Below are 18,123 nucleotides of genomic sequence, written 5' to 3'. Positions count from 1 at the left end.
CAAAACGTTACTGTTTATATTCATTAATCTTCGCCATATATATCGATGGACGGATACCCGTTACACGCGTAAATATATTGCTAAAAGAAGAGAGCTCATTGTACCCTACACGCATAGCGATTTCGAGGATGGAATACTTATTCTCGGACATCAGCTCCAGGGATTTCGCAATTCGTATGGCTCTTAGAAAACGAATATAACTGATGCCCATATCTTCTTTGAAAAGTCTGGACAGCGAGCGGCTGCTCATTCCAAAGCGGGCCGCAATCTGTTCAATGGTAAAGGCTTGATCGAGGTTGCTGTTCAGATATCTAGCCACACTTCGGAGTTTTTCACTCTTAGGATAGGGATGTTGCATCGGGAAAGCATCTACTGGTGGGCTCGTATCCGGAATAATCGCCATCATCGCACGCAAGACACAGTATTTTGAATATTCAGTCTTTTTGCTAACACCTCCGCTCCAGTCCTGAGCAAATAAAAACATTTCACGCATCAAATCATTACTTAGAAATATATTCGGCGCTGAAAGCACGGACGGCATATCCTGCCTTTCCTTAAAATAAAAACTGTACAATGGGATACGAGAGCTGGTGCTTTCCAGATGATAAGTTGTATTTGCCGGAATCCACATATAAAATCTTGCCGGCAAATACCAGTGCTTTGTAGCGGTAAATACATGAATAATACCACCGTCGGCATAAAGCAGGCGCGCCTTTTTATGTTTATACTCACGAGAATCAATACGATCGACATACATGTGATCTACGTAAAAATCATAATGTTCAGCATCAATAGCTGCAAGTTTATCCTCTCCCATAATCTAAAATTACACTTTTTACACCATATGGCGCAAATGAACAAATATCCGTCCGACTATACAAAACAAAACATTTCTATCCTGCAGTATCTTTGTGCAGCCTTACTCCCAAGCGCCCAGACGAAGTTTGTTGGTAATCCGAACAATCCTGTTTACGTAAAATGAAAAAATGCTATTTCAAGATGATGATAAGTCCAACTGGGATATGGGACCTGAGACTTTTTGAGTGAAAAACGCGCAATTAAATAATAATGAATAAAGAAGATAAAAGAGAAAAAACAAGAGGATTTAATAAAGTGCTTGTCATATTTGCCAGCCTATTATTATTAACCGGTATCGGAGTCTTAGTCAAACACCTCATTTTTACCAATCAATATGTAACGACAAATGACGCGCAAATTGATCAATATCTGACACCTGTTGCCAGTAGGATTTCCGGTTTTATTAAGGAAGTACGATTTGAAGAAAACCAATATGTCCATCGGGGTGACACCCTATTAATTATAGACGCCAGTGAGTATCAAACTAAGGTGGATATGGCAAATGCCGAACTCCAAAGCAGCCAGAGAAATGCCGAAGTAATCAGCAAAACAGCCCATGCGACAGCTAATAGCATTTCGGTTCAAAAGGCAAGATTAGAAGCTGCAAAAGTAAGTGTATGGCAAACTCAACAGGATTACAATCGATTTAAAAGTTTATTTGAAGCAGAGGCTTCGACCAAACAACAGTACGATAATGCCAAAGCAGCATACGATATAGCATTGGCACAATTGCATACCATTACGGAAGAATATAATTCAGCTCAACTGAATACCAGCAAAGAAAAGGCAAACGAATTACCTGCAAGAGCGAACATCAATATTAAAAAGGCAGCAAAAACAAATGCACAGCTTTTTCTCTCCTATACCGTAGTAACCGCTCCCTACGATGGCTTTGTTGGCAAACGATCTATCCAACCGGGACAATTTGTAAAGGAAGGGCAGACCCTAGCCAATGTCATAAGCGAAGAGAAATGGATCAACGCAAATTTTAGAGAAACTCAGCTTGAAGATCTTGCAGAGGGCACTATAGTCACTATACAGGTCGATGCCTTTCCCAAACTTAGTTTTAAAGGAAAGATCCATTCTTTTTCCCCAGCATCAGGTTCCAAATTTGCCGTTATACCTCAAGACAATGCAACCGGAAATTTCGTGAAGATTGAACAACGAATTCCCATTAAAATTGTATTTGACCCACAACAGGATCTCAAGAAATTACGTGCCGGGATGAATGTGGTCATCCATGCCGCCCATCAATCTTAATCACCCATGAGTACGGACAAATCTTTATACTATAGCTGGGTGCCCGAATGGATAAAACTTCCGCTAATGATATTGGCGATGTTCCCACACCTTATGTTAATGTCGCTGTTCCATTCCAATACAGCATTTACCGCGTCGGCACTAGATATCGAGGCCGAAGATATTCAGTATTTTCTATCCTTGATGTACGGTGCCATTGTCGTTGCTTTACTTATATTTCAGCGACTGTTTTCCTTTTTCAGGGTAAGGACATATATCCTCCTGACCTGCAGCCTTTCCATCCTGATCCTACTAGGCATTTCGCTGACAAGAGATCCATTTCTTATTGGCATTCTGCGCGTGGTCGAAGGCATTTTCTGTGTACTGGAAGGAGCTTGCTTTCTTCCATTGCTCATGATGCAGATTAAGCATGCCAAGAGCCGGACAATCGCCTATTTCTTTCTATATACCTTTATGCTTACGGGTTCAACCTTAACAACCTCTTTGCTCAAAGAAAGCATTATGGATTATGGATGGCAAGATATGATACACGTAGTGCTCTATTGGCACTTGATTGTGATTGCAATAGCTTTGCTGTTACTTAACAATAATCGCTTGGGTAAAAAATTCCCCCTCTATCAATTAGATCTGGCAAGTTGTCTATTTTTACTGCTCTCATTAAGCTGCGGTGCTTACGTTTTAATTTATGGCCGTAAATACTATTGGTTTGCACACAGCAATATTACCATCAATTTTGCCCTTACCCTTGTTTTTGGGGCACTCTTTATGATTAAACAAAGCATGGTCAAAAGACCCCTTTTTCATTTTGAGATCTTGAGATACAAAAATGTTATCATCGGAGTTACCCTGTTCTTTCTCTTTTACATTATTCGTAGCTGTCTAAACAATGTGTATACCGTGATGGCCACCGTATGGAAATGGCCCTGGCATTATATTATAGATGTACAGTATATCAACGTCATCGGCACGATGCTTGGTGTTGGTAGTTCAGGCTTCTTACTTCTACGCGATGTATCGCCTAAATATATCTTTGGTTGTGGCTTTTTGATATTAGCAGCTTCCTGCTTTCTATTTGTACCCACCTTTTATCCCGATACCACAATCGGCACTATCGGTCTTCCTTTGTTTATTCAGGGAATCGGACAAGGCTGGCTTTTCACACCATTGGTCATTTATATCTTAACAGGTGTCGAGTCCCATCACGTGGGCAACGCAGGCCTTATGGGTACAACAGTTCGTTTTTGGAGTACCAATATCGGATTTGCGCTTATCCAAAATGCCAGTTATGCCCTCAATCAAAAGCATTATATTCAACTCGAACAAACCCTCAATACAAGCAACCCGCAGACAATAAACTATTGGAATACATTAACAGAGAAATATATCGGGCTATATGGCGATCAGCTGGCAAGTCTTATTGCCGGCAAAAGTATTTCGGGAACCCTAAGTCAGCAAGCAACGTTAATCAGTAACATGGAGATATTTACTTATCTAGGGATGCTAGGAATACTTATAACAGGGCTAATATTTTTATTCGGTCCGGCCAAAACACTTTTCATGCGCCTTCGGATACCATACCTGTAAATGAGGTCGCTAAACGGCCTATAGACAAACTTCATAATTCCGCGAGCAGCAACAGCCATGAAAATGAATTGAAGATTCTTTTTGGCTAATAAACCGCGTATCGCGTGCCCATTGATGAAATAATAAAAACAACACGAATAATAAAACAGCATCTTTCAGAAAAAAGGGGCTGTTTGCAAATCAATGCAGACAGCCCCTTTTCGGCATCTCGTACTTTATCTATTTAAGCATCAAATTCTTTAAGTGCTTTTTTCACACGCACTATGACCTCGTTTTTACCAAGTAATTCAACAATCTGAAATACATCTGGTCCAAATTTCCCACCGACTAACATAATGCGGAAAGGCATCATCAGCTCGCCCATCTTCATTCCTGACGCCTGAATGGCATCTTTAAAGAAAGGTTCCAAATCAGCAGCGTTCCATGTATCAAATCCTTCGAATGATTGATTTATATCCTCAAAAAACGCAGTTTTTTCAGCAGACCATTTAGGCTTCACTGCGTTTAGATCATATTCTGCAGGCTGTAAGAAGAAGAACGACGCCTGGCTCCAAAAGTCTTCGACAAAAGTTAAACGCTCTTTCACCGCATCCAATACCCTGCTCACATAAGCGGCATCAGCATCTACTTGATGATGCTCCAAAACTGTTTTGATCTGCGGTAACAATGATTCTGTTGAAGATCGTTTGATCCATTCATGGTTGAACCATTTTGCTTTTTCAAAATCAAATTTTGCACCAGCTTTACTGATACGGTCAACACCAAATTTTTGGATTAATTCATCTAAAGAGAAAAGTTCCTGTTCAGTTCCATCATTCCAGCCCAACACCCCAAGCATATTGACAAAAGCTTCAGGCAAGAAGCCCATCTCACGGAACCCTTTTGTTGTATCGCCAGATTTCGCATCGGTCCAGTTCATTGCATAAACAGGGAAGCCCAAGCGATCGCCATCACGCTTACTTAATTTACCATTTCCATCTGGTTTAAGAATTAACGGAAGGTGTGCCCAGCCTGGCATGCTATCACCCCAGCCTAGGTATTCCCACAATAAAATATGGATAGGCGCTGAAGGCAACCATTCTTCACCACGGAACACATGTGATATTTCCATCGCTTTATCATCAACAACCACGGCAAGGTGATAAGTCGGCATACCATCTGCCTTCAGAAGCACCTTATCATCGACAAGATTTGTATCAAATGCAACTTTTCCACGGATCATATCCGTGAATGTGACCGTTTCATCGGTAGGGATCTTTATACGAATGGTGTGCGGAGTCCCCGCATCCAATAATTGTTGAGTTTCAGTCTCAGATAGACTCAATGAATTGCGCAATTGAAGTCTATTTTCGTGGCTGTAGCGAAAATTAGGCTGCAACTTACGTTGCTCATCCAATTCCTCCGCAGTATCAAATGCATAATAAGCATAACCACTTGCGATCAGCTGTTCAGCATATTTCCGGTAAGATGGTTTTCGCTCGCTTTGACGGTAAGGTCCGTACTCGCCCCCTTTTAATGGGCTTTCATCTGGGGAAAGACCACACCATGCTAAACATTCGTTGATATATTCCTCAGCACCAGGGACAAAACGAGTTTGATCCGTATCCTCGACACGTAAAATAAAATCTCCCTGATGCTGACGCGCATAGAGAAAATTAAACAAAGCTGTACGTACCCCACCAAGGTGAAGACCACCTGTCGGGCTTGGTGCAAAACGCACTCTTACTTTTCTTTCTGAACTCATGCCGCAAAATTACCACAAAATTTTTGATTTGGGCGGCACGATAACTTCTTCATTGAAATAAAAGTGCAGAAAACAGACATTTATTCAGTAATTTGCAAATGAAGGACACGAATACGGAATCATGAAACCCTATCAGATTAGCCAGCAACGCTGGAAATTTATCTTACTTATCTTTGCAGCGATCATTGCTGTCGCCTCTCTGGTTTACACCAATTACCTCGTTCGAAATCTCGCTCACGCCGAACGTTCAAAAGCTGAGGTATGGGCCATGAGCACTAAAAATATCATGACCATGCCCGACGTTGATGATGAGTTCATTACATTTATTTACGCCGTAAGAGACAGTCTAAATTTACCCGCAATTATTACCGACGACAAAGAAGACATTATTTTCTGGCGTAACCTTGATTCCACAAAGACAAATATCAAACCTGGACATAATGATTCTGTTACAAAACATCTGGATTATGACCCAGCTTATTTTCAAAAACAACTTGCGTTTATGAAGAAAAGCCATCCGCCCATTACGTTGGAATTGGAAAATGGGCAAAAATGGCATGTTTACTATAAAGATTCTTGGTTTTTACAACAGTTAAGGGTGTTTCCTTATGTACAGTTATCGCTGATTGCACTCTTTCTCATTATTGCTTATACAGTTTTCAACTCCATCCGAAAATCTGAACAAAATCTCGTTTGGGTGGGGCTAACCAAAGAAGCGGCCCATCAATTAGGCACGCCCATTTCGTCGTTGATGGGTTGGCTCGAATTGATTCGTATAAAATTTGATGCCGAAGAAGATGATACCCTAAATGAGATGGAAAACGACATTAAGCGCCTTGAAATCGTCGCTGACCGTTTTTCAAAAATAGGATCTACTCCCGTACTGACCAATCATAACCTCTACGATGTCATCAAAAATTACATGGATTATTTTCGAATACGAACCAGTAATAAAATTACTTTCGAATTAAAAGGCGACACACATCTTGAGGCACAGCTCAACATCCCATTATTCGATTGGATCATCGAAAATTTATTGAAAAACGGCGTAAATGCCATTGGCACAGAAGGAAAGATAACTGTTAATATTTCAGAAAATATTGCGAAAGAAGAAATTTTTATAGACATTAGTGATACGGGTAAAGGAATTCCGAGATCTAATTTTGAATCTGTTTTCCAACCTGGTTTTACAACGAGAAAAAGAGGCTGGGGGCTTGGCCTTAGTCTGACAAAAAGAATGGTACGGTATCACCAAGGACAAATCTTTGTAAAGGAATCTGAAGTAGGTAAAGGAACAACATTTCGAATAATATTAAAAAGCAATTTAAAATATGAAGCCACTCAAATCTGACGAATATCCAGCAGTTTACGCACCTTATATTGAGACTGTCGTCGATAACGTGTTTGATGCACTAGAAGAACAAGCGCTCTCCTTTCCAGCATTTCTGGACACGATTCCTGAAGAACGAGGTAGTTTTAAATACGCCGAGGATAAGTGGACCATCAAAGAAGTCGTTGGCCACGTCATCGATAATGAACGTATTATGGCTTACCGTGCATTGCGTTTTTCACGTAACGACCTTAAAGAACTCGCTGGATATGACCAAGACTACCTCATTCAGTATTCCCGTTACAACGACCGAACCTTGGAAAGTCTAAGCAAAGAATTCACCTTTCTTCGCAAAGCCAATATGATGCTTTTCAATAGTTTTAATGACGCAGAATTGGAACGTAAGGGCATGGCATCTGAACGACTGATAAGTGTAAAGGCATTATTGTATGTCATTGCGGGCCATCTTAATCATCACCGTATTATTATCCAGGAACGTTATTTAAACTCAGACGATGTCAAAAATTTGGTTTCAGCATTACAGCATTGAGGAAATAAACGTATTTTTCAATAAATACCTATCAGGACTCCTCGAGATTCAAGCGACAGAAATAGATGACAACTCCATCACAGCGACTATGCCTGTAACAGATAAAGTAAAACAACCACATGGCATTTTACATGGTGGAGCTTCTGTAGTTCTGGCAGAGTCATTGGGAAGTATCGCATCCAATCTCGTTGTTGATCCAGACAAATACAGGGGGGTTGGCCTTGAAGTGAATGCCAATCATATACGCCCAGTCAGTAGTGGAATCATCACGGCAAAATGTAGTCCGATACATATCGGTCGATCCACACACATTTGGGAAATAAAAATGTATGATCGTTTCAATAAATTAAATTGTATCTCAAGACTTACAGTAGCTATCGTTCCAAAATAATATGAATTGTATGATTCATGCTAACTCGATTTATCAACAACATCGAATTAAAATTCAACAACATTTATAAGCAAATAAGGATAAATTTCACAATTTATCCTTATTTTTTTTGCCAATTAATTATCCAAATCCTCCAAAAATATGCCTTTATTTATTTCCAATATTCAAGAAATTTAAGTAGTCTTGTAGGATGGATACGCTAAAAATCAGTAAATATAGAGCGCAATCGTTTGTTCTCTCCTTATATCTACTGATTTATCAATCCTCGAACGATAACTTAACTAAATATAATAAAACAAAACATGACCACTAATCCTAACGTTGGTAAAACAGCCTTTCGCCCTATGGCCATCTGCTGTGGTTTATTTTTTATCCTCGGTTTTATTACCTGGGCAAACGGAACCTTAATTCCGTTCTTAAAAATTGCTTGTAACCTCGAAACTGATTTACAGGCTTTCTTCGTAACCTTTGCTTCTTACATTGCCTATTTCTTTTTGGCACTACCAAGCTCGGTCATCATTAAAAAAATAGGCTTCCAAAATGGTTTGGTTGTCAGTCTTATTATATTAGGTTTGGGATCTTTAATCTTTATTCCTGCAGCAGATAATAGAAGTTACGGCCTATTTTTAACAGGAATCTTTATCCAAGGTTCAGGGATGGCATTATTACAAACAGCCGTTAACCCCTATTTAAGTATTATCGGCCCTATCGATAGCGCTGCACAACGTATTTCTATCGCTGGATTTTTTAATAAATCTGCTGGTATTATTGTGCCTATCCTATTCGGAACACTCTTTTTAAAAGACGCCCAAAAGGTAACCGCAAAATTAGAAGCAACGACTGATCTTGTACAAAAGAATGCGATCTTGGACGACCTTCTTCAACGCGTACACACACCGTATATCTCACTTGCAATTATCTTTGTTGCTTTCGCAATTTTCTTAAAGTTCACACACTTGCCTGAAGTTGATGTTGACGCTGAAGAAGAAACTAGTGAAGAAAACGGAATCGTTGCAGTAAAGAAAACATCCATCTTTCAATATCCACATTTATTCTTAGGTGCCTTAGCAATTTTCTTCTGCGTAGCCGTTGAAGTTATGGCAGGAGATATCATTGGTGTTTATGCGCGCGAACTCAAAGTTGATCCATTTTTCACAACCTATGCGACGGCATTTACTCTATCATGTATGTTGATCGGTTATATTATCGGTATCATCTCTATTCCGCGATTTGTATCACAACAAATGGCTCTGCGCATTTGCACAATTATTGGTATCACATTCACCGTTATTTCTGTTTTCACGACCGGTACAACATCCTTTATATTTGTTGCCCTATTAGGAATTGCCAATTCCCTCATGTGGCCAGCGATATTCCCACTAGGAATCAAAGGCCTTGGCAAATTCACAAAAACAGGATCAGCAATCATGATTATGGGTATTGCCGGCGGAGCTGTTTGGCCTTTGATTTATGGGTTGTTAAAAGATCATTTACATATCGATTTTCAACATGCATTCCTATATGCAATGGTTCCGGGATATCTATACATTATGTATTTCTCTATAGCAGGACATAAAGTTGGTAAAACGAACTAATAGAAATAACTTTTACAGCTTAAGAAAAAAGGGCATCTAAAAAAATAGATGCCCTTTTTTCTTAAAATTCTTCCTATTTTTAGAAGATAGATGCTATAGCACAAACATATTACGCATCAGCTAGTAGATATAGCACTATTTTAATCAGGCTTTATATTTTTCTTGCACAACATATCCCGGATCAAGGGCTTATAATTGGCATATTAAGCTGGTCAAACTGAATATAAAACAAACAATGATAGAGATGAAAAAGAATCTTTTTGCAATTGCCATTGCCGCAACAATGATGTTTACGGCCAACGAATCCTTTGCTCAGCTTAAGCTTCCTGCAGCAAGCAGTGCCCAAACCGTTACGCAGGGATTAGGTATTGAAAACGTAACCCTTAATTACAGCAGGCCGAGCATGAACGGTCGTAAGATTTTTGGGGATCTTGTTCCTTATAATGAAGTATGGCGCACAGGCGCAAATACAAATACCACATTAACCTTCGAAGGTGATGTTACCTTAAATGGACATAAGCTTTCTGCTGGAACCTATGCTCTTTTCACGATTCCAAACAAATCTGAATGGACCATCATCATCAGTAAAAACACAAAACAATGGGGTGCATATACCTATAAGGAGACCGAAGATGCCTTACGTTTCAATGTTAAACCTCAAGCCCTAACAAGCCCGGTGGAAACTTTTACAGTCTCATTTGACAACGTTACTCCTACAGGTGCTGTCTTGAATCTTGCCTGGGAAAAAACGTCGGTAAAGGTTGACCTAAAAGTCAATCAGCAGGCTAAAATATTAGCTTCTATTGATGAAGCGATGAAAGGAGAGAAAAAACCTTATTTTGCCGCAGCTCAATATTACTTTAATAATAATTTAGATCTGAACAAAGCCCTTAACTGGTTTGACGAAGCGGCCAAAGCACAACCCAAAGCTGCTCACGTCCTTTACTGGAAAGCAAAAGCGCAATTAAAAGCTGGCGATAAAAAAGGCGCAATAGAAACAGCAACGAAAGGTCTTGAAGTTGCCACAGCAGATAAAAATGGTGAATACATCAAATTAAATACACAAGTGATCAACGCCGCAAAAAAATAGACTATCTAAACATAAAAACGGGGCTATCCAAAAAGGTTGGATAGCCCCGTTTTTCTCGACATTTTAACGTATACCTATACGGGAACTTTTCAAATATCCAATTCTCAGAAAGTTTAATCTTACTTTTTAGACACCCTCTTTTTATAGCTCATCTTTTAGCAATTGTTCAAGTTCTTCCGGTGAAACATTCATATTAACGTTTCCATCTTTCGCAAAAGATATTTCGCCAGTTTCTTCGGAGACAATAACAGCTATCGCATCCGATATTTCCGTCACTCCAATTGCGGCACGATGCCGGAGACCGAACTGCAACGGTAAATCCTCGCTATCGGACAATGGCAATACACAGGAAGCCGTCATAATCTTAAAATCTACAATAACGACAGCACCATCGTGTAAAGGGCTATTTTTATGAAAGATACTTTCAATCAAACGCTTGGAAATATGTGCATCGATATACTCGCCACTACTCTGATAATATTCCTCATCAAAATATTTTGAGAAGACCAATAAAGCCCCAGTACGTGTACGCGACATGCTTCTACACGCTTCGATAACTGGTTTCAAGTCTTCTGTTAAATCCTTTTGTATAGCTTTCTTATTTCCAATAAACGACCAAAAAACTTTTTTCCGCTTCATGGAGATATTCTTCCCAACATGCAGCAAAAATCGCCTGATTTCCTGTTGGAAGACGACAATCAATGCAATAGACCCTACGGATATAAAACCACCAAATATCTCGGTCAGCAAACGCATGTGCATCTGCTTGACAACAATATAGACGCCATAAAACAGGGCAACACCAATCAGGATATTTACGGCAATAGTTCCTCTGATCAAACTATAGATATAGTAGATAATGATCGCTACCAATATGATATCAATAACGTCCAATAAGCGAAAGCCGCTAAAGAGGCTATAATCGATTCCATCCATATATGCAAGTTAAAAAAAAATAGATATTATTTGTATTTTTACTGCATAACATACAGGAAAATGACTAGACTTTCAGTAAATATCAATAAAATCGCTACGCTGCGAAATTCAAGAGGGGGTAACAATCCAAATCTTCTATCAGCAGCACTAGCATGCGAACGTTTTGGTGCTCAAGGTATCACTGTACACCCTAGACCCGACGAACGGCATATCCGCTATCAGGATGTCTTTGACCTCAAAGCGAACATTCAAACCGAGCTCAATATCGAAGGGAACTGCCAGGAGCAAAAATTCGTTGATCTTGTACTGGCCAATAAACCCGCACAAGTGACATTGGTACCCGACGCCGAAGGACAGTTAACCTCTAACCATGGCTGGGATACCATAAAAAATAAAGCCTATCTACAAGATATGTGCAAACTGTTTAAAGATGCAGGTATACGCGTTTCAATTTTTGTTGATCCAGTTGAAGAAATGGTAGAAGCCGCTGCAGAAACAGGAACAGATCGTATTGAGCTCTATACAGAAGGATTTGCCTCGGAATATGGCTTCGACAAGGAACTTGCCATAAAACCCTATTTCAAAGCCGCATTAAAAGCACGCGAAGTCGGATTAGGTTTAAATGCAGGCCATGACCTTGATCTCAATAATTTGCAATATTTCAACCAGCATATCCCTGAGCTTCTGGAAGTAAGCATAGGCCATGCCCTCATTTCAGATGCACTATACCTAGGATTAGAGGAAACAATCAAACGTTACCTAGCTTGTTTGAAGTAGTATAACTTTGGGTAAAGACTGGGCCTAATCAGTCAACAGCCTGTTATTTAAAGAACGGCCAAAAAAAATAATTCGTGCTTTCGCAGCTACTAGCAGCTATAAAAGCGAAATCAGGAAGGTTTTCTCTTGCAAATAGAAACAAACACACTTCCAGAAAAAAAAGGCTTTCTTAATGAAAGCCCTTTTTTTTCCCTCCAGATAGGAAGGCTCCATTGCAGATTTGCAATGACTAATGAATTCCTTTAAAGATACGGTTCCAGCGAATTTTCGAAAGCCCTGTACCAATCTCATCCCAGCTCATCCAAGTAAATAAGGCCTTTCCAACCACATGGTCTTCGGGAACAAATCCCCAGCCTCTTGAATCGAGCGAATTATGGCGATTATCACCCATCATCCAAAAATAATCCATTTTAAATGTATAATGGTCTGCTTTAATATCATTGATATAGATACCATCCGATCGCCTTTCGAGCTTGTTATTCTCGTAAACACGGATAGCTCTTTCATAAATCGGTAGCGTCTGCGCATTTAATGCGACTGTCCACCCTTTCTTCGGAATTAAAATCGGTCCAAAATTATCAAAATCCCATTTGTATTGTGGATCGTAAGGGTAAGCCCCTTCGCCAACAGGACTTCTCCTGATTTCTCTGACATTCGACCAAGATTTTACGATAGCCAATTCATCTTTTGTCATGAACAACTGATAAACACCAGGTTGCTGATCACCACCGACAGCTTCAATTCTCAACTCTTTTAACCTATCCATATTTAATGGTGTGCCATCCGTTAATACGAGATAGTCCAACTGGCTTTCAGGAGGATCAAATCCTGGCTGATCATTCACAAAAAGTTTGGCATCCTTCATGAAAATCTTATCGCCAGGCAATCCCACACAACGCTTAATATAGTTCTCCCGTTTATCAATCGGTCTCGCCTGGATCGTAAACTGCGAGTTGACAGTCTGCCAGCCATAAGCCCGAACAAGATCATAATAACTTGCGTTTTGGTTCTCCAGTGCGACAGTGTCACCAGCAGGAAAATTGAAAACAACAACATCATTGCGTTCAATCTTTTGAAATCCCGGCAGACGTTTATAAGGAAGTTCGATCAGTTCAGAATAAGCTTTGCCTCCAGTAATGGGCATTGTATGATGTGCAAAAGGAAACGCAATCGGCGTATTAGGAACGCGAGGGCCATAATTCAACTTGCTGACAAATAAGAAATCCCCAATCAACAATGTACGTTCCATCGATCCTGTAGGAATCATATAAGCCTCGATCAGGAAGCCACGAATAAGCGACGCTGCTACAGTTGCAAATACAATGGCATCTGCCCATTCACGTACCATGGATTTCTTGTACGGATATTTAATTTTATAATCTTTATAAGATTCAAGTGCAATTTCGGCACGTTTCTCCTCTGTCAGTTCAATACCTTCTTGACTAGCGGCCTTTAAATTTTTTGCATATAAACCATTCAAAAAACGCACATTATTGTCCTTTGCCCACATAGGCAAAACAATAAAAGGAACTAAAACGGCAGCTGCATTTTCCCAAAAACGGCGTTTTCCAAAACAATGGATAAAATCAAGATAAAGATTATAGAAAACAAAGACATTGACAATTGGAACGAGCAATAAAATTACCCACCATGTCGGTCTTCCCGTCAACTTTGCCTGAATATACTGGCTATAAAAAGGCACGATCGCTTCCCAGCCATTTCTGCCAGCTTTAACAAACAATTGCCACAATCCATATCCCGATATTGCTGTTAAAACCGCAAATATAATTAAGCCCATAATCTACTTATTAGTACTATTTATTAAAATCAAAAATTTCGGTAACTTGATAGAACCCTTTTTTGCCATTCAACCATTCAGCAGCAACGACAGCACCTAAAGCAAACCCATCACGGCTATGTGCAGTATGTTTAAATTCTATTTGGTCAACCTCAGAACTGTACAGTACAGTATGTGTTCCCGGAACCTCTTCGATACGATGACTTTCTATTAAAAGCTCCTGTGGTTTTGGAATAATTTCATCTTGCTCACCAACAACCGTATTCACCCAGTTGGTCTTTACATCGCTATTATCCAATATCCCTTCAGCGATGGTAATTGCTGTACCGCTTGGTGCATCCAATTTGTGTATATGGTGAATTTCCTCTACCTGAACATCATATTGTTTGTAAGGCTGTAATGCCTTCGCCAACATTCTATTGATATGGAAGAATACATTTACTCCAATAGAGAAGTTAGAACCATACAAAATAGAACCATCAGCATCCAAACACTTCGACTTAACATCCTCCAGTTGATCATACCAACCCGTTGTTCCGACTACAATAGGTACCCCTGCCTCGAGACAAAGATTCATATTATCTAATGCTGCAGAAGGTACACTAAAGTCTATAGCGACATCAGCTCCCTTAATATCATCAGCAGTCAGGTTAGGACGATTATGTTCATCGACAACTAAAAAAATTTGATGGCCTCTTTTCAGTGCATATCGTTCGATAATCTGCCCCATTTTGCCATATCCCAAGAGAATGATGTTCATATATTTAGAAAAAAGTATAGTTTATTTTTAAAATTAAAAAATTTCAATGAAATACCCATGTTTAAAAACTACAAACATCGATGTTAACAAGCGAAGATATGCACAATAGTCCCTGAAAGACAAATTATACAAACTATGATTAATAATCATTTCCAATCGAAATATGTTCTTAGAAACACGAATTTTAATTGAATTTCATTGTCAATTTAAGTCCTACCGTAGGTTTAAACGAATAAGTTCCCGACGCGAGACTGGCATCCATTAGGGTCGGCCCAATTAAGAAAGCAGTCTTTTTGGGTTTGTCGTCACCAATACTCCAACGATATTTAAGCATAGAGTCAATATAGGCTTCTGCAACATTAAGACCATAGACCCCAAGTGTAAGTAACACCATGAGATCTCTATTTCGCCGCGCGTTATCCTTCGCACGTATAATAGATTGGTCTGAAATACCAACATAATAAGGATCAATTGGTCTACCAAGAGCTTTGTCTTGCAATACGCCTAACAGTTCTTTGTAATAACGATTATTAAAATCAAAAACAAGTACGGTTGTTATTAACCCACCATAGATTGCGGGCACCTTTATCCACCAAACGCCACCATTTGAATATTGCCCCCATCCAGGAAGGACTAAGGAACGTTTCCACGCTTGCTTATTTTTTGCTTCGATAGCCAAACGGGTCGAATCTTTGAACACAACCTTCTCTTTCGCTTTAGCCTCCTCCTTCTCCCGTTTTTTACGCTCTTTCCGAGATTCTTTCTTTACGGTATCCTGTGCCGCTTTTTGCTTTATGCTATCTATTTTGACTGGCGCTACCTGCTTCTTAGGAATTGTATCCCCTGTCTGCCCATGTACCACCGCCAGCATAAACACCGCAAATATCAAGCTTATTAACTTGGCCATATTACCAATCTAACAATTCAAGAATGCGACTTAAATCATCCTCCGATTCAAAAGGGATCTCAATGGCACCCTTTCCTTTTGTGCTCTTCAGATTCAATTTGACACGAGAAGAAAATTTTGAAGCCAAATCATCTTCAATTTTCTGTAGTTGAAAGGACATCGGAGCCTTATCTTTGCCCGCTTTTTTCTTACCCCCTTTTTGCAACTCTCGAACCAATTCTTCTGCCTTACGTACCGATAGTCCCTGATCAATAATCAACTTAAAGATATAAAGCTGCTTGTCGACTTCAGGAATGTTAATCAATGCGCGAGCATGCCCCATGGTTAGCGCTCCATCACGTATTGCCGCTTGGATGACCGGAGGAAGTTTTAATAAACGAAGATAATTTGTAACAGTAGATCGGTTTTTGCTGACACGCTCACCCAATTCTTCCTGTTTTAAATTACATTCCTCAATCATGCGCTGAAAACTCAAGGCTACTTCAATTGCATTTAAGTTCTCCCGCTGAATATTTTCAATCAAGGCCATTTCCAGCATCTGCTGATCATTGGCTGTACGGATATACGCCGGAATTTCGTTGATTCCAGCCAGACGTGAAGCGCGGAGACGTCGCTCCCCGGAAATCAGCTGATAATTGCCTTCCGAAATTTTACGTACCGTAATCGGCTGGATCAAACCCTGTAAAATAATGGATTCCGACAGCTCCTGTAAGGCAACCGGGTCAAATTCTGTACGCGGCTGAAAAGGGTTGACAGATATTTCTTCTACACGAACATGGCTAATACTGCCATTCTCTTTTGTTGTTTTTACAGCAGTTGGATTCACCAAAGGAGCCTCCTCCACTTGCTGATTACTCTTAGCAGGAACTTCTACACTATCGTTTAATAGCGCACCTAAGCCTCTTCCCAGTCCTGTTTTACGCTGATGTGCTGCCATATTATGCGGTTACTGTTTTATTCATTTCATTAAGATGCCCATTTTTCTGCAGGATCTCACGCGCCAAATTCAAATAATTGATTGCTCCTTTACAGGAAGCATCATGCATGATAACAGAAATTCCAAAGCTTGGGGCTTCGCTCAAACGGGTATTTCGCTGAATAATCGTATCAAAAACTAAATCTGTGAAATGCGTCTTCACTTCCTCAACCACCTGATTTGATAGCCTCAAACGAACATCGTACATAGTCAACAAAATCCCTTCGATCTCCAAACTAGTATTTAAACGGTTCTGAACGATTTTAATTGTGTTCAATAACTTACCAAGTCCTTCAAGAGCAAAGTATTCACACTGTACTGGAATGATGACAGAATCTGAAGCAGACAGCGCATTGATTGTAATTAAGCCTAAGGAAGGAGAACAATCAATGATAATAAAATCATATTCCTGCTTCACCTGATCCAAGATTTTTTTCATCTTGTACTCCCTTTCATGCATATTGATCATCTCTATTTCTGCCCCCACCAAGTCGATATGAGCAGGTAAAAGATCTAAATTTGGTGTTTCTGTCGACTGGATAGCCTCACGGGGATCCAGATCATTCACTAAACACTCATATACACTTGCGCTGATTGTACGAGGGTCAAAGCCAATCCCAGAAGTAGAGTTTGCTTGAGGATCCGCATCGACCAACAATGTTTTATATTCTAAAACCGCCAAACTAGCCGCCAAATTAATTGACGTTGTGGTTTTTCCGACCCCACCCTTTTGATTTGCGATTGCGATTACTTTTCCCATCTTGAATGAAAACCTTTCTTAATTAAAATGTGATTTAATCCTACATTTCACTTTTTTGAAGATCAATTTGCCAAAATCTTTATCCGCAATTCAAATTAACAGAACAAGTTCAGCATATTTCGTACTTTTGATTGATCGAAAGCACATATCCTCAGGATGCTAAGATACAAAAAATCAAGATATGTATCCACTTTGAAACTGCGCTTTTTATAAGTATCAACAACACAATGATTTTAATAATATCCGGAACAAACCGTCCCCATAGTAAGACGTTAAAAATAGCAAAATGCTACCAGCAATTACTTGATCGTAAGTCAATTGAAAGCGACATCTTTTCTTTGGAAGATCTACCAGCAAACATTTTAGAGACAGATCTTTACGGAAAAAGAAGTCCCGCATTTGAACCTATCCAAGAGAAGGTCAGTAAAGCTGAACTGTTTATTTTCATCGCACCCGAATATAATGGAAGCATACCGGGAGCACTTAAACTTTTTATCGATTGCTGCACATTTCCAATTAGTTTTTACCACAAGAAAGTTGCATTGGTCGGACTATCTTCAGGACGTTATGGCAACCTCCGCGGTATCGATCACCTGACTGGCATATGCCACTATTTAAGAATGCACGTTCTTCCACTCAAAATCTTTTTGCCCAATGTACAGAACGAATTAGATGCCGAAGGCCAACTGTTCAAAGAAGACACCCTGCAATTCATCAACGAGCAGATTGAAGAGATTCTTCGATTTTAAGAGCTATTCAACATCCCCATATGAAAAGAAGCCTCCAGTGAACACTGAAGGCTTCGCT

Annotated in this window: 17 protein-coding genes; 9 read left to right on the top strand and 8 right to left on the bottom strand. The window is 39.7% G+C overall.

What is annotated here, in order from left to right:
* Window positions 1–7 precede the first annotated feature (7 nt).
* A complete protein-coding gene (locus B3C94_RS06740; protein ID WP_293900919.1) occupies window positions 8–817 on the bottom strand; it encodes a helix-turn-helix domain-containing protein in 810 nt (269 codons plus the stop codon).
* 251 nt (window positions 818–1,068) lie between these two features.
* Here B3C94_RS06740 and B3C94_RS06735 point away from each other — a divergent pair, with 251 nt between their 5' ends.
* Both B3C94_RS06735 and B3C94_RS06730 read left to right on the top strand, forming a co-directional pair.
* Window positions 1,069–2,118 carry an HlyD family secretion protein gene (locus tag B3C94_RS06735; protein WP_293900916.1) on the top strand — a complete coding sequence of 350 codons (1,050 nt, stop codon included), beginning with the start codon at window positions 1,069–1,071 and terminating at the stop codon, window positions 2,116–2,118.
* 6 nt (window positions 2,119–2,124) lie between these two features.
* The gene (locus tag B3C94_RS06730; protein ID WP_293900913.1) at window positions 2,125–3,702 is read left to right on the top strand and encodes an MFS transporter; all 1,578 of its coding nucleotides are present in this window, start codon (window positions 2,125–2,127) and stop codon (window positions 3,700–3,702) included.
* A 223-nt stretch (window positions 3,703–3,925) separates the two neighbouring features.
* On the opposite strand, the gene gltX is transcribed toward B3C94_RS06730, so the two are convergent.
* On the bottom strand, window positions 3,926–5,446 hold the full coding sequence (gltX, locus tag B3C94_RS06725) for a glutamate--tRNA ligase (RefSeq protein WP_293900910.1): 1,521 nt from the start codon (window positions 5,444–5,446) through the stop codon (window positions 3,926–3,928).
* A gap of 121 nt (window positions 5,447–5,567) precedes the next feature.
* Between gltX and B3C94_RS06720 the strand changes: the two genes are divergently transcribed.
* From B3C94_RS06720 to B3C94_RS06700, 5 genes are all read left to right on the top strand, one after another.
* Entirely contained in the window at window positions 5,568–6,797 is a 1,230-nt protein-coding gene (locus tag B3C94_RS06720) for a sensor histidine kinase (protein WP_293900907.1), read from the top strand.
* A complete protein-coding gene (locus B3C94_RS06715; RefSeq protein ID WP_293900904.1) occupies window positions 6,778–7,326 on the top strand; it encodes a DinB family protein in 549 nt (182 codons plus the stop codon). Before B3C94_RS06720 ends, B3C94_RS06715 begins: the two co-directional genes overlap by 20 nt.
* Window positions 7,292–7,717 carry a hotdog fold thioesterase gene (locus B3C94_RS06710; RefSeq protein ID WP_293900901.1) on the top strand — a complete coding sequence of 142 codons (426 nt, stop codon included), beginning with the start codon at window positions 7,292–7,294 and terminating at the stop codon, window positions 7,715–7,717. Before B3C94_RS06715 ends, B3C94_RS06710 begins: the two co-directional genes overlap by 35 nt.
* 302 nt (window positions 7,718–8,019) lie before the next feature.
* A complete protein-coding gene (locus tag B3C94_RS06705) occupies window positions 8,020–9,312 on the top strand; it encodes a sugar MFS transporter (protein WP_293900899.1) in 1,293 nt (430 codons plus the stop codon).
* 244 nt (window positions 9,313–9,556) lie between these two features.
* Window positions 9,557–10,402: a DUF2911 domain-containing protein gene (locus B3C94_RS06700; protein WP_293900896.1), complete on the top strand. Its 846-nt coding sequence runs from the start codon at window positions 9,557–9,559 to the stop codon at window positions 10,400–10,402.
* Between the two features lie 141 nt (window positions 10,403–10,543).
* On the opposite strand, the gene cdaA is transcribed toward B3C94_RS06700, so the two are convergent.
* Window positions 10,544–11,338, bottom strand: a complete 795-nt coding sequence (cdaA, locus tag B3C94_RS06695) for a diadenylate cyclase CdaA (protein WP_046672648.1) — start codon at window positions 11,336–11,338, stop codon at window positions 10,544–10,546.
* Window positions 11,339–11,398: 60 nt separating this feature from the next.
* Between cdaA and B3C94_RS06690 the strand changes: the two genes are divergently transcribed.
* Entirely contained in the window at window positions 11,399–12,115 is a 717-nt protein-coding gene (locus tag B3C94_RS06690) for a pyridoxine 5'-phosphate synthase (protein WP_293900891.1), read from the top strand.
* A gap of 229 nt (window positions 12,116–12,344) precedes the next feature.
* Here the strand turns inward: B3C94_RS06690 and lepB are convergent, their stop codons facing one another.
* The 5 genes from lepB to B3C94_RS06665 all read right to left on the bottom strand — a co-directional run bounded on the left by lepB (window position 12,345) and on the right by B3C94_RS06665 (window position 17,316).
* Window positions 12,345–13,913 carry a signal peptidase I gene (lepB, locus tag B3C94_RS06685; protein ID WP_293900888.1) on the bottom strand — a complete coding sequence of 523 codons (1,569 nt, stop codon included), beginning with the start codon at window positions 13,911–13,913 and terminating at the stop codon, window positions 12,345–12,347.
* Between the two features lie 16 nt (window positions 13,914–13,929).
* Window positions 13,930–14,673 (bottom strand): 4-hydroxy-tetrahydrodipicolinate reductase, encoded by a 744-nt coding sequence (gene dapB, locus B3C94_RS06680; RefSeq protein ID WP_293900885.1) that lies wholly within the window; start codon window positions 14,671–14,673, stop codon window positions 13,930–13,932.
* A gap of 184 nt (window positions 14,674–14,857) precedes the next feature.
* Entirely contained in the window at window positions 14,858–15,580 is a 723-nt protein-coding gene (locus B3C94_RS06675; protein ID WP_293900882.1) for a DUF5683 domain-containing protein, read from the bottom strand.
* Between the two features lies 1 nt (window position 15,581).
* Window positions 15,582–16,517 carry a ParB/RepB/Spo0J family partition protein gene (locus B3C94_RS06670; RefSeq protein WP_293900879.1) on the bottom strand — a complete coding sequence of 312 codons (936 nt, stop codon included), beginning with the start codon at window positions 16,515–16,517 and terminating at the stop codon, window positions 15,582–15,584.
* A gap of 1 nt (window position 16,518) precedes the next feature.
* Window positions 16,519–17,316: a ParA family protein gene (locus B3C94_RS06665; RefSeq protein WP_293900876.1), complete on the bottom strand. Its 798-nt coding sequence runs from the start codon at window positions 17,314–17,316 to the stop codon at window positions 16,519–16,521.
* A 227-nt stretch (window positions 17,317–17,543) separates the two neighbouring features.
* Between B3C94_RS06665 and B3C94_RS06660 the strand changes: the two genes are divergently transcribed.
* Complete coding sequence (locus B3C94_RS06660; RefSeq protein WP_293900873.1) at window positions 17,544–18,065, top strand: NADPH-dependent FMN reductase; 522 nt, start codon at window positions 17,544–17,546, stop codon at window positions 18,063–18,065.
* The last annotated feature ends 58 nt before the right edge of the window (window positions 18,066–18,123 follow it).

The organism is Sphingobacterium sp. UBA5670 (assembly GCF_002420705.1).
In the GTDB taxonomy this organism is placed as follows: Bacteria; Bacteroidota; Bacteroidia; order Sphingobacteriales; family Sphingobacteriaceae; genus Sphingobacterium.
This window is presented reverse-complemented; position numbering and strand designations above follow the sequence as displayed.